Consider the following 12,145-nt stretch of genomic DNA (forward strand, 5'->3'; position numbering starts at 1 on the left):
CCACGTTCGGCGCCATCCGCGACGCCTGGGGCCGCACCGGCTGGGAGTTCGGCCGGCTCGGCTACCCGACCACCGACGAGAACTGCGGCCTGCGCGGCGGCGGCTGCTGGCAGGGCTTCCAGGGCGGGGTCGTGCACTGGTCGCCCGCCTCGGGAGCGCACGCCACGTTCGGCGCCATCCGCGACGCCTGGGGCCGCACCGGCTGGGAGTTCGGCCGGCTCGGCTACCCGACCACCGACGAGAACTGCGGCCTGCGCGGCGGCGGCTGCTGGCAGGGCTTCCAGGGCGGCGTCGTGCACTGGTCCCCCGCCACCGGCGCCCACCCCACGTTCGGCGCCATCCGCGACGCCTGGGGCCGCACCGGCTGGGAGTTCGGCCGCCTCGGCTACCCCACCACCGACGAGTTCGCCCGACCGGACGGGGCGCGGGTCCAGTACTTCCAGGGCGGGTTCATCACCCTCATCGGGTGGGGAGCACAGGTCACCGCCACCCGCTGATCCCGACGCGGGACGACCGTCAGGCGAAGGGCCGGCCGGTCAGCTCCTCGTAGGCGGTCACGTAGCGGTCGCGGGTGGCGGCGACGACGTCGTCCGGCAGCGCCGGCGGGGCGGACACGCGGTCCCAGCCGGACGACGTCAGCCAGTCCCGCACGTACTGCTTGTCGAACGACGGCTGCACCCCGCCCGGCGACCAGGTGACCGCGGGCCAGAAGCGCGAGGAGTCGGGGGTGAGCACCTCGTCGCCGAGGGTCAGCTGCCCCTCGGCCGAGAGCCCGAACTCGAACTTCGTGTCGGCCAGCACGATGCCGGCCTCCAGCGCGATCTCGGCGCCGCGCCGGTACAGCGCCAGGGTCAGCTCGCGCAGCTCCTCCGCCCGCGCGGCACCCACCAGCGACACCACGGTGGCGTAGTCGATCGCCTCGTCGTGCTCGCCCAGCTCGGCCTTGGTCGACGGCGTGAACACCGGCTCCGGCAGCCGCGAGCCCTCGACCAGCCCGGCCGGCAGCGGCACGTCGCGGATCGAGCCGGTGCGCTCGTACTCCTTCGTGCCGGAGCCGGACAGGTAGCCGCGGGCCACGCACTCGACCGGCAGCATCGTCAGGCGGCGGACCAGCATCGCCCGGCCGGCCACCGCGGCGGGCACGTCCGTCGCCGAGACGAGGTGGTGGCCCGCCCCGAACTCCGCCAGCACCGGCGCCAGCTGCTCGAACCACCAGACGCTCAGCGCGGTGAGCACCCGCCCCTTGTCCGGGATCGGCGTCGGCAGCACGTGGTCGTAGGCCGAGATCCGGTCGGAGGCGACCAGCAGCAGCCGGTCGGGGGCGGCCGCGGTGGAGGCGTCGTAGACCTCGCGCACCTTGCCCCGGGCGACGAGCGGCAGGTCGAGCATCAGCTCAGCTTCGCGACGCGGTCGAACAGCGGGCCCAGCTGCTCGACGTACCGCTCCGGCCGGCAGATCTCGTCCAGCCGGGCCTCGTCGAGGGTGACCCCGGCCGTGGCGGCGCGGGCCCGCAGCGTCTCGCGGAACGGCGTCCCGGTGTTCCAGGTCTCCATCGCCGCGCCCTGCACCAGCGCGTAGGCGTCCTCCCGGGACAGTCCGCTCTCGACGACCTCGAGCAGCACCGAGGAGGTGTAGATCAACCCGCCGGTGAGGTCGAGGTTGTCGCGCATCCGCTGCACGTCGACGACCAGGTTCTCCACCAGGCCGGTGGTCAGGTGCAGCAGGTAGTCGGTGGTGATCGCCGCGTCGGGCAGGAACACCCGCTCGGTCGAGGAGTGCGAGATGTCCCGCTCGTGCCACAGCGGGATGCCCTCCATCACCGGGACGACGGCGGCGCGCACCACCCGCGCGAGCCCGGCGATGCGCTCCGAGCGGATCGGGTTCTTCTTGTGCGGCATCGCGCTGGAGCCCTTCTGGCCCGAGCCGAACGCCTCGGACAGCTCCCGCACCTCGGTCCGCTGGCCGTGCCGGACCTCCAGCGCCACCGTCTCGCACACGGTCGCGACGATCGCCAGCGCGGCGACCCACTCGCTGACCGAGTCGCGCAGCACCACCTGGGTGGAGGCGTCGGCCGGCCGCAGCCCGAGGGCCTCGGCCACGGAGACCTCCACCGACGGGTCGATGAGCGAGTAGGTGCCGACGGCACCGGAGATGGCGACGACGCCGACCCGCTCCCGCGCCGCCCGCAGCCGGTCCCGCGACCGCGCCGCGGCGAAGGCGATGTCGGCGACGCGGTGGCCCCACACGACCGGCTCGGCGTGCACGCCGTGGGTGCGGCCGACCTTGAGCGTGTCGCGGTGGGCCAGGGCGTGGTCGCGCAGGACGGCGACGAAGCGGTCGAGCCGGGCCAGCAGCAGGTCGGTCGCCTCGGTGAGCTGCACCGCCAGCGCCGTGTCCAGCAGGTCCGACGACGTCATGCCGTGGTGCACGTACGCCGCCGCCGAGCGGGGCTCGGTGTTGTCGGCCCACGCGGAGAGGAACGCGATGACGTCGTGCTGCGTCGTCTCCTCGATCTCGGCGACGCGGGCGGCGGTCGGCGGCGGCGCGTTGCGCACCGGCTCGACCACGTCGGCCGGCACCCGCCCGGCCGCCGCGTGCGCCTCCAGGACCAGCGTCTCCACGCGGCACCAGAGCTCGTACTTGTGCTCGTCGCTCCAGACCCGGCCCATCTCGGGGAGCGTGTAACGGTCGATCATGCGGGTACCGCCCGCACCCGGTCAGCTCGTCGCAGCACGGTGACAGTCTCCCGCAGCGCTAGCGTGATCATGGAGCCGCCTGCCGGTCGGATGGGAGGACGCGATGCTGCGACGCGCCAACGCGCTGGTCAGCCGCGCGCGCGAACGCATCCGCGCGGCGGCCGAGGCCGACCCGCACGGCTGGCACGGGCGCGACGAGGACCGGTCGATCCTGGTGCGGGACGACGAGGCCGCGGCCCTCGACGGCTCCCCGGACGCCGACCTCGACGCCGACCCGGACGGCGCCTACCACCCGCCGCTGGGCAGCCCCGAGCCCGGCGCCCCCGACCTGGACGGCGCGCTCGGCCCCGGCGGGGTGAGCGGCCCTCCGGCCGGGGGATCCGCGCGGCGCCGGCACTCCCCGCGGCGTCCGGTCGGCGACGCCAGCGTCCCGAACGGGCTGCGCACGGCCGCCGCCTGGTCCTGGCGGCTGATCGTCGTCCTGGTCGGGGCGTACGTGCTGCTGTGGGCCGCCGCCTACGTCGCCGTCGTCGTCGTCCCGGTCATCGTGGCGCTCCTGCTGGCCGCGCTGCTGCAGCCCGGCGCGGCCGCGCTGGTCCGGTACGGCTGGCCGCGGTCGCTGGCCGCGTTCGCGATGCTGCTGGTCGGGCTGGGCGTCGTCGCCGGGATCATCACGCTGGTCGTGGAGCGGTTCATCGACGGGTTCAGCGACCTCGCCTCCCAGGTCAACGAGGGCCTGGAGCAGGTCCGCGACTTCATCGTCTCGACCTTCCCGGTCACCCAGGGGCAGATCGACGACGCCCTCGAGCAGGCGCAGGGCTTCTTCACCGACAACCAGGACGAGCTGGCCTCCGGCGCCATCGACACGGCCACGACCGTCGGCGAGGTCTTCACCGGCATCGTCCTGGCGCTGTTCACGCTGTTCTTCTTCCTCAAGGACGGCCGGTCGATCTGGCTGTGGCTGGTCGGCCTGTTCCCGACCGACGCCCGGGCCTACATGGACGAGGCCGCCCGCCGCGCCTGGCGGACCCTGATCTCCTACGTGCGCGCCACCGTCGTCGTCGCCGCGGTCGACGCGATCGGCATCGGCATCGGCCTGGCGATCCTGCAGGTGCCGCTGGTCATCCCGCTGGCCGCGCTGGTGTTCCTCGGCGCGTTCATCCCGATCATCGGCTCGTTCCTGGCCGGCTCGGTCGCCGTGCTGGTCGCGCTCGTGTCGGTCGGGCCGATCAAGGCGCTCATCGCCCTGGCGATCGTCGTCCTCGTCATGCAGCTGGAGGGGCACGTCCTGCAGCCGCTGCTGCTGGGCCGCGCCGTGCACGTGCACCCGCTGGCCGTCGTCCTCGCCATCGCCGCCGGCCTGCTGGTCGCCGGCATCTTCGGGGCGCTGATCTCCGTGCCGGTCGTCGCCTGCGCGAACGTCGCCGGCACCTACCTGGCCCGCCGGCACGACGGCCCGCGGCCGCCCGAACCGCGGCCGGACCGCGCCCGGCCGGCGGTCGGCGTCCGCGGCTGAGCCGGGGCTCGCGTCAGGCCGTCGGGACGGCGATCCGGCCCTCGACCGCGGCCAGCGCGATGTCGCTGCGCCAGTGCGCGCCGGCCAGCCGGACGCCGGCCACCCGCTCGTAGGCCGCCTGCCGGGCCGCGGCGAGGTCGGCCCCGGTCGCGGTGACGGCGAGCACCCGCCCGCCGGCCGAGCGCACCGTCCCGTCGGCGTCGGTGCTCGTCCCGGCGTGCAGCACGCCCTCGGCGTCGGCGCCGGTCACCGGGTCGCCGGTGCGCGGCCGCTCCGGGTAGCCCTCGGCGGCGACGACGACGGTCACCGCGGCGCCGTCGCGCCAGCGCAGCGGCGGGTGCTCGGCGAGGGTGCCGGTGGCCGCCGCGTGCAGCAGCCCGCCCAGCGGCGTCTCCAGCAGCGGCAGCACGACCTGGGTCTCCGGGTCGCCGAATCGGGCGTTGAACTCGACCACCCGCACGCCGCGGGAGGTCAGGGCCAGCCCCGCGTAGAGCAGCCCGGCGAAGGACTCGCCGCGGCGGGCCATCTCGTCGACCGTCGGCTGCAGCACCGTGGCCAGCACCTCGTCGACCAGGCCGGCCGGCGCCCAGGGCAGCGGGGCGTAGGCGCCCATGCCGCCGGTGTTGGGGCCGGCGTCGCCGTCGTCGCGGCGCTTGTGGTCCTGCGCGGGCAGCAGCGGCAGCACCGTCGTCCCGTCGGTGACGGCGAACAGCGACACCTCCGGGCCGTCGAGGTACTCCTCGACCAGCACCGCGCCGCCGGCGTCCAGCACCGCCCGGCCGTGGGCCAGCGCGGCGTCCCGGTCGGGGGTGACGACGACGCCCTTGCCGGCGGCTAGCCCGTCGTCCTTCACCACGTACGGGACCCCCGGCGCCAGCGCGGCCGCCTCGTCCAGCGCGGTCTCCAGCTCCGCCGGCCCGCCGACGGCCCAGGACCGGGCGGTCGGCACCCCGGCGGCGGTCATCACGTGCTTGGCGAAGGACTTGCTGCCCTCGATCTGCGCGGCCTGCGCCGACGGGCCGAAGCAGGCGATCCCGGCCTCGCGGACGGCGTCGGCGGCGCCGGCGACCAGCGGCACCTCGGGCCCGACGACCACCAGGTCGGCGCCCCACCCGGTGGCGAGCGCGGCCACCGCCACGGGGTCGGCGGCGGCGAGCGCCTCCCCACCCGGTCCGGTCTCGGCGATCGCCCGCGTCCCCGCGTTGCCGGGGGCGCAGGCCAGCGCGGTCACCGCGGGGTCGGACTGCAGAGCCACGCACAGGGCGTGCTCCCGGGCACCGGAGCCGATCACGAGCACGCGCACGGACGGCGACCCTACCGAGGCGTGGTCACCGCACCCGGTTCGGCTGGGCGCGGTAGGCGCGGAACGCCGCCCGCACCTTCGCGTTCTCGGCGGCGCGGGCCCGGGCGTCCGAGCGCAGGGCCTGCCGGTGCGCCTCGGCCTGCAGCTTGCGCCAGCCGGCGAGCCGGGCCAGGTCGAGGCTGCCGTCCTCGACCGCCGCGAGGACGGCGCAGCCGGGCTCGGTGCGGTGCGCGCAGTCGCGGAACCGGCAGGCGGCGGCCAGCTCGCCGACGTCGGCGAAGGCGGTGTCGATGCCCTCGTCGTCGGCGAGGGCCAGCTCGCGCATGCCGGGGGTGTCGACGAGCAGGCCCCCGCCGGGCAGCCGGTGCAGCTCCCGGTGGGTGGTGGTGTGCCGGCCCCGGCGGTCGGCCGCGCGGATCTCCCCAGTGGCCACCACCGGCGCGCCGAGCAGCGCGTTGACCAGGCTCGACTTGCCGACGCCGGAGGGGCCCACCATCGCCGCCGTCCGGCCGGGACCCACCAGGGCGCGCAGCGCGTCCAGCCCCTCGCCGGTGACCACGCTGACGGCGAGGACGTCGACCCCGAGCAGCATCTCGGCCACCTCGGCGACGTCGGCCGCGGGGTCGTCGGACAGGTCCGCCTTCGTCAGGACGACGACCGGCGTGGCCCCGCTGCCCCAGGCGACGGCGAGGTAGCGCTCGATGCGGCGCATGCGGGCCGGCCCGCCGAGGGCGTCGACGACGAGCACGGTGTCCAGATCGGCCGCGACGACCTGCGGCGCGGAGGTGCGCCCGGCCGCCGTCCGCACGAACGCCGTCCGCCGCGGGAGCACGGCGACCGCCAGCTCGCCGCGCAGCGCGACCCAGTCGCCCACCGCCGGGCCGGTGCCCTCCCACACCGCCGGCGACGGGTGCACCCGCCGCTCGCCGTCCGCGGCCAGGACGGTCAACAGCCCGCGGTCCACCCGGGCCACCCGCGCGGGCTCCGTGCCGGCGGGCAGCCCGGCCGCGCGCCCGGGGTCCCAGCCGAGACCGGTCAGCTCGTCCACGCCGGGGATGGTGGGCCGTGCGGGGGGCCGCTGTCTCCCCATTTCCGGTGAGCCCGGTCGAGCCGCGGCGGGCGCGAGCCGATCCAGGGGTATGCCATCGCGTCGGCCCGCACCCACGGCCACCCGTCCGCGGACCCCGGCCGGCGACACGCCCACCCGGCCCCTCTCCCGCGACTTTCGTCACACGTGTCCCGTTGGTGGCGCCGTGACCAGCACGGATGCCGAAACGTGCGGGAAACGCCGCACGGCGTTCGCCATGCGTCCATCTCCGTGGGGTGTTCTGGGGACATGCACGCGACCGTGTCGCAGGCAATCAGTCCTGTGACCCGCTTCCCCGCCCCCGTGGTCGTCGGCCACCGCGGCGCACCGGCCTACCGCCCCGAGCACACCGCCGCGAGCTACGAGCTCGCGATCGACCTCGGCGCCGACCTGATCGAGCCCGACGTCGTGGTCAGCCGCGACGGCGCCCTCGTCGTCCGGCACGAGAACGAGCTGTCGCGCACCACCGACATCTCCACCCGTCCCGAGTTCGCCGACCGCCGCACCACCCGGCTGGTCGGCGGCAAGGAGCGCACCGGCTGGTTCGCCGAGGACCTCACCCTCGCCGAGATCCGGACGCTGCGGGCGGTCGAGCGGATGCCGGACCTGCGGCCGCTCAACACCGCCTACGACGGGCAGTTCGGCGTCCTGACCCTCGACGAGGTCGTCGAGATCGCGCGCCGCCGGTCCACGCCGCTGCGCCCGGTCCGCGTGCTGGCCGAGCTGAAGAAGCCGTCCTGGTCGGCCGAGCAGGGCCTGCCCATGGTCGAGCTGGTCGCCGCCGAGCTGCGCCGGCTCGACGCCGTCTCCCCCGACGGCACGGTGATCGTGCAGTCCTTCGACGCCCCCGGGCTGCAGCACCTGCGCGCCCTGCTCGGCGACGACGGCCCGACGATGTACCAGCTCGTCGACGACGCCCCCGAGGACGACCAGCTGCTCACCAACGCGGGGCTGCGCGGCATCTCCACCTACGCGCAGGGCATCGCGCCCAGCCGGCACCGGATCCTGCCGCGCGACGCCGAGGGCTACCTGACCGGCGTGACCGACCTCGTCGCCCGCGCGCACCGGGCGGGCCTGTCGGTGACCCCGTGGACGCTGCGCGCGGAGAACGCCTTCCTGCCGCGGCACCTGCAGCGCGGCGAGGACCCGGCCACCGCCGGGGACGCGGCCGGCGAGGTCCGCCTGCTGCTCGGGCTCGGCGTGGACGGCGTCATCACCGACTCCCCCGAGGTCGCCGTCGCCGTCCGCGCCGAGCTGACCGCCCCCGCCGCCGCGGCGGCTTGATCCGAACGGAGTGCGAGAGGCGACGATCCCTCGCCTCTCGCACTCCGCCCAGCTACCCGATCAGGTCGTGCAGGACGACGTTCTCGTCCCGGCCCGGGCCCACGCCGATGACGCTGACCCGTGCCCCGGAGAGCTCCTCCAGCCGGCGCACGTAGGCCTGGGCGTTCTCCGGCAGCTCGTCGAAGCTCCGGCAGTGCCGGATGTCCTCGAACCAGCCCGGCATCTCCTCGTAGACCGGCGTGGCGTGGTGGAAGTCGGTCTGCGTCATCGGCATCTCGTCGTGCCGCACGCCGTCGATCTCGTAGGCCACGCAGATCGGCACCGTCTCCAGCCCGGAGAGGACGTCGAGCTTGGTGAGGAAGTAGTCGGTGATCCCGTTGACCCGGCTGGCGTAGCGGGCGATGACCGCGTCGAACCAGCCGCAGCGGCGGTCCCGGCCGGTGGTGACGCCGACCTCGCCGCCGTGCTTGCGCAGGTACTCGCCGTTGGCGTCGAACAGCTCGGTCGGGAACGGGCCCGAGCCGACGCGGGTCGTGTAGGCCTTGAGGATGCCGACCACCCGCGAGATGCGGGTGGGTCCGATGCCGCTGCCGACCGCGGCGCCGCCGGCGGTCGGGTTGGACGACGTCACGAACGGATACGTGCCGTGGTCGACGTCGAGCAGCGTGCCCTGCGACCCCTCCAGCAGCACCCACTCGCCGGCGTCGAGGGCGTTGCCGAGCATCAGCCGGGTGTCGACGATCCGGCCCTTGAGCTGATCGGCGTAGCCGGCGTACTCCTCGACGACCTCGTCGACGTCGATGGCCTTGCGGTTGTAGACCTTGACCAGGACCTGGTTCTTCTCCTGCAGGGTGCCCTCGAGCTTCTGGCGCAGGATCGACAGGTCGAGCAGGTCGGCCACCCGGATGCCGGTGCGGGCCACCTTGTCGCCGTAGGCCGGGCCGATGCCGCGGCCGGTGGTGCCGATCTTCCGCTTGCCGAGGAAGCGCTCGGTCACTTTGTCGAGGGCCCGGTGGTGCGGCATGATCAAGTGCGCGTCGGCGGAGATGACCAGCCGCGAGGTGTCGACCCCGCGCTCCTCCAGCCCCGTCAGCTCCCGGATCAGCACCTCGGGGTCCACCACGACGCCGTTGCCGATGACCGGCGTGCAGCCGGGGGTGAGGATCCCCGACGGGATCAGGTGCAGCGCGTACCGCTCACCGTCGGGCGTGATCACGGTGTGGCCGGCGTTGTTGCCGCCCTGGTACCGCACCACGTAGGGCACCCGGCCACCGAGCAGGTCGGTCGCCTTGCCCTTGCCCTCGTCGCCCCACTGGGCACCGATCAGCACGACAGCCGGCATCGCTCGTCAGATCCCCTCGCACATCCGCACCGGCGATCACCGGCCTGCCAGGTGGCAGGGTAATCGCATGCCCGTCCTCGAGTTGGACCTGCGCGGCCTGGCCCCCGAGCAGGCACCCGCCCGGGACGCCGTGGCCGCGGCCGTCGAGGTGCCGACGGTGCTCGTCCGCGGCCCCGTGCCGGCGCTGGCCGGCGTCCTCGCCGCGCTCAACGCCGCCTCCCGCACCGCGGACGTCGTGGTCTCCTGGGAGCCCGCCGACGACAAGCTCTCCCGCGGGCTGGCCCGCGACCTCGGCATCGGCACGGGCGGCGAGCGTGAGATGACGCTGTTCCGCGACGACCACGGCGGCGTACTGCTGCACTCCGGCCGGGTCGACCCCGGGCCCCCGGACGACCGCCCCGGCCGGGTGTTCCGCCGCCACCGCTTGGGCGCGCAGGCCCACCACGACGACGCGAAGGTGGCCGACGGGGTGATCACCCGCATCGCGGCCCGCCCGGACTGGGCGGCGGTGGACACGCTGCGGGTGACGGTCAGCGCGCTGCCCATGCGCCCGCCCCGGCTCTCCCGCGGCCGCGCCCTGCAGATCGCCTGCGACCCGGCGCAGGTGACCCGCGACGGCGTGGCGTACCCGCGGCTGGTCAGCCGGTGGACCTGGTACGCCGACGACCGCGTGCGCTGGCGGCTGCAGCCCTGACCGCAGCGGAGCCGGCCGCCCCCGCCGTCCCGGCCGGCTCCGCCGTCCCCGGGCGCCTCCGCGGTCCCCGGGCGCGTCGTGGACACTGGGCGCACTCCCTGAGCAGTCGAGGAGGCCCCGCTGCCGTCGTCCCCCTGCCGGCGCCCGTGACCGCCGGCCCGCTGCCCGGGTTCGGGCCGGCCGTGGTCCGCCGCGGCCCGGGCCGTCGCCTGGTCGACCGGACCCTGGCCCGCCCCAGCACCGCGGCGTGGCTGGGGCTGGTCGCCGTCACCGTCTTCTTCGGGGTGCAGGCGCCGGGCCTGCTGTCCACCGGGGGGCTGGCCGGCGTGCTGGACAGCGCCGCCCTGCTCGGCATCGGCGCGGTCGCGGTCGGCCTGCTGCTGATCGCCGGCCACGTCGACCTCTCGATCGGCATGGTCGCCGCGGCCGGCGCCCTGGGGACGGGGCTGCTCGTCGACCAGGCCGGCTGGGGCATCTGGCCGGCCCTGGCCGCGTCGCTGGCCGGCTCGCTGGCCGTGGGGATGGTCAACGGCTGGCTGGTGGTCCGGACCGGGCTGCCCGGCTTCCTGGTCACCCTCGCCGCCTACCTCGTGCTGCAGGGCACCACCCTGGCGCTGACCCGGGAGATCGCCGGCACGACCGTGCTGCAGGGGCTGGACGACGCACCGGGCTGGTCGTCGGCCAGCGCCGTCTTCGACTCCAGCGTCCGGTGGGGCGACGGGTTCTTCCGCGTCTCGATCCTCTGGTGGCTGGCGCTGACCGCCTGGGCCGCGTGGGTCCTGTGGCGGACCCGGTTCGGCAACGGCGTCCTCGCCGTCGGCGGCGCCCGCCGCTCCGCCCGGGAGCTCGGCGTCCCGGTGCGGCGCACGACGCTGACCCTGTTCTGCTGCACGGCGGCGGCCGGCTGGCTGGTGGGCACGCTCGGCCTGGTGCGGATCGGCAGCGCCGAGGCCGGGTCGACGCTCATGCCGGCCATCGAGTTCCTCGTCGCCGCGGTGATCGGCGGCTGCCTGCTCACCGGCGGCTACGGGTCCGCGATCGGCGCGTCCGTGGGCGCGCTGCTGTACGCCGTCGTCCGCTTCGGGGTGACGCTGGCCGGCTGGGACCCGCTGTGGTTCCAGGCCTTCCTGGGCGGGCTGCTGCTGGTCGCGCTGCTGGCCAACGGCGTCGTGCGCACCCGGCTGCGGGCGGTGCCCCGCTCGTGAGCGCCCCCGGCCCGGAGACCGGAGCCGCCGGCGTCCCGCCGGTGCTGGAGCTGCGCCGGGTCACCGTGCGGCACGGCAGCGTGGCGGCCCTGTCCCGGGTCAGCGCGTCGTTCGCGCCGGGCACGATCACCTGCGTCCTCGGCGAGAACGGCTCGGGCAAGTCGACCCTCGTCTCGGTGCTGTCGGGGCTGACCCGGCCCGAGGAGGGCGAACTGCTGCTGGACGGCCGCTCGGCGCGCTTCCGCTCGCCGCGGGACGCCCGCGCCGCCGGCGTCGCGACCGTCTGGAACGACCTCGCCGTCGCCCCGCTGCTGTCGGTGTGGCGGAACTTCTGCCTGGGCGCCGAGCCGACCGTGGGGGTGTGGCCGCTGCGCCGGCTGGACCTGGCCGCGGCGCGGGAGACCGCCGTCCGGGAGCTCGCGAGGGTCGGGCTGGGCGGCGTCGACCCCGACCAGCCGGCCAGCGCGCTGCGCCCCGGGGAGCGGCAGAGCCTGGCCATCGCCCGCGCGCTGTCCTCCGGGTCGCGCGCGCTCGTCGTGGACGAGCCGACCGCCCCGCGCAGCGTCGCCGGGGCCACCCTCGCGGGGCAGGCGCTGCTGTCGGCGCGGGCGCGCGGCCTGGCCGTCGTCGTCGTCACCTCCAACCCGCGCTACGCGCACCTGATCGGTGACCGGTTCCTGCTGCTGGCCAGCGGTTCGGTCGCCGGGGACCTCACCCGGGAGGACGTCGACGCCGACAGCCTCACGCGGCTCATGGCCGGCGACGACGAGCTCTCCACGCTGACCGAGGCGATCCGCCGGACCCACCCCGAGCTCGACGGCCGCTGAACCCCCCGCACCGGTGTTGCGCCGGGCCCCGTCCGCCGCCCTGCCGGACCGCTCACCCTCACCGCGCAGCGCTGCTGTCACCGCGCAGCGCGACAGCAGCGCTGCAGGGTGACGACGAGCGGCGGCCCGCCGCCGGCGGCCTGTGGACGAGCGACTCCGGTCCACAGGACGAGGGCGAGGGCCCGCCGTAG

The 12,145-nt window shown here is 75.7% G+C and carries 11 protein-coding genes; 6 read left to right on the top strand and 5 right to left on the bottom strand.

Going from position 1 to position 12,145, the window contains the following annotated elements; genetic code table 11:
- Positions 1-497 (top strand): LGFP repeat-containing protein (locus tag ACI79F_RS10110; RefSeq protein WP_456545278.1); only part of this gene is annotated, 497 nt, incomplete at its 5' end.
- A gap of 19 nt (positions 498-516) precedes the next feature.
- Here ACI79F_RS10110 and ACI79F_RS10115 read toward each other — a convergent pair.
- Complete coding sequence (locus ACI79F_RS10115) at positions 517-1,389, bottom strand: phosphoribosylaminoimidazolesuccinocarboxamide synthase (RefSeq protein WP_456545277.1); 873 nt, start codon at positions 1,387-1,389, stop codon at positions 517-519.
- Positions 1,389-2,696: an adenylosuccinate lyase gene (gene purB, locus ACI79F_RS10120; protein ID WP_456545276.1), complete on the bottom strand. Its 1,308-nt coding sequence runs from the start codon at positions 2,694-2,696 to the stop codon at positions 1,389-1,391. The genes ACI79F_RS10115 and purB overlap by 1 nt, the downstream gene beginning before the upstream one ends.
- A 103-nt stretch (positions 2,697-2,799) precedes the next feature.
- Here purB and ACI79F_RS10125 point away from each other — a divergent pair, with 103 nt between their 5' ends.
- Positions 2,800-4,212 (top strand): AI-2E family transporter, encoded by a 1,413-nt coding sequence (locus tag ACI79F_RS10125; RefSeq protein WP_456545275.1) that lies wholly within the window; start codon positions 2,800-2,802, stop codon positions 4,210-4,212.
- Between the two features lie 13 nt (positions 4,213-4,225).
- Here the strand turns inward: ACI79F_RS10125 and purD are convergent, their stop codons facing one another.
- Together purD and rsgA are read right to left on the bottom strand one after the other, a co-directional pair.
- Positions 4,226-5,515 carry a phosphoribosylamine--glycine ligase gene (purD, locus tag ACI79F_RS10130; protein WP_456545274.1) on the bottom strand — a complete coding sequence of 430 codons (1,290 nt, stop codon included), beginning with the start codon at positions 5,513-5,515 and terminating at the stop codon, positions 4,226-4,228.
- A gap of 25 nt (positions 5,516-5,540) precedes the next feature.
- Positions 5,541-6,563, bottom strand: coding sequence for a ribosome small subunit-dependent GTPase A (rsgA, locus tag ACI79F_RS10135; RefSeq protein WP_456545273.1), 1,023 nt, complete (start codon positions 6,561-6,563; stop codon positions 5,541-5,543).
- Between the two features lie 288 nt (positions 6,564-6,851).
- On the opposite strand from rsgA, the gene ACI79F_RS10140 reads away from it, so the two are divergent.
- Positions 6,852-7,886, top strand: a complete 1,035-nt coding sequence (locus tag ACI79F_RS10140; protein WP_456545272.1) for a glycerophosphodiester phosphodiesterase family protein — start codon at positions 6,852-6,854, stop codon at positions 7,884-7,886.
- 52 nt (positions 7,887-7,938) lie between these two features.
- Here ACI79F_RS10140 and ACI79F_RS10145 read toward each other — a convergent pair whose 3' ends face one another.
- Positions 7,939-9,228 carry an adenylosuccinate synthase gene (locus ACI79F_RS10145; RefSeq protein ID WP_456545271.1) on the bottom strand — a complete coding sequence of 430 codons (1,290 nt, stop codon included), beginning with the start codon at positions 9,226-9,228 and terminating at the stop codon, positions 7,939-7,941.
- A gap of 67 nt (positions 9,229-9,295) precedes the next feature.
- On the opposite strand from ACI79F_RS10145, the gene ACI79F_RS10150 reads away from it, so the two are divergent.
- From ACI79F_RS10150 to ACI79F_RS10160, 3 genes are all read left to right on the top strand, one after another.
- Positions 9,296-9,922 (top strand): hypothetical protein, encoded by a 627-nt coding sequence (locus ACI79F_RS10150; protein WP_456545270.1) that lies wholly within the window; start codon positions 9,296-9,298, stop codon positions 9,920-9,922.
- 146 nt (positions 9,923-10,068) lie between these two features.
- Positions 10,069-11,127 carry an ABC transporter permease gene (locus ACI79F_RS10155; RefSeq protein ID WP_456545269.1) on the top strand — a complete coding sequence of 353 codons (1,059 nt, stop codon included), beginning with the start codon at positions 10,069-10,071 and terminating at the stop codon, positions 11,125-11,127.
- Complete coding sequence (locus tag ACI79F_RS10160; protein WP_456545268.1) at positions 11,124-11,954, top strand: ATP-binding cassette domain-containing protein; 831 nt, start codon at positions 11,124-11,126, stop codon at positions 11,952-11,954. The genes ACI79F_RS10155 and ACI79F_RS10160 overlap by 4 nt, the downstream gene beginning before the upstream one ends.
- Positions 11,955-12,145: the final 191 nt, after the last annotated feature.

This window comes from Blastococcus sp. SYSU D00868, assembly GCF_054050575.1.

Coding starts and splice junctions, on each gene's coding strand:
- ACI79F_RS10115 (WP_456545277.1), bottom strand. CDS start 1,389: ATGCTCGACCTGCCGCTCGTCGCCCGGGGCAAGGTGCGCGAGGTCTAC.
- ACI79F_RS10150 (WP_456545270.1), top strand. CDS start 9,296: ATGCCCGTCCTCGAGTTGGACCTGCGCGGCCTGGCCCCCGAGCAGGCA.
- ACI79F_RS10145 (WP_456545271.1), bottom strand. CDS start 9,228: ATGCCGGCTGTCGTGCTGATCGGTGCCCAGTGGGGCGACGAGGGCAAG.
- purB (WP_456545276.1), bottom strand. CDS start 2,696: ATGATCGACCGTTACACGCTCCCCGAGATGGGCCGGGTCTGGAGCGAC.
- ACI79F_RS10140 (WP_456545272.1), top strand. CDS start 6,852: ATGCACGCGACCGTGTCGCAGGCAATCAGTCCTGTGACCCGCTTCCCC.
- ACI79F_RS10125 (WP_456545275.1), top strand. CDS start 2,800: ATGCTGCGACGCGCCAACGCGCTGGTCAGCCGCGCGCGCGAACGCATC.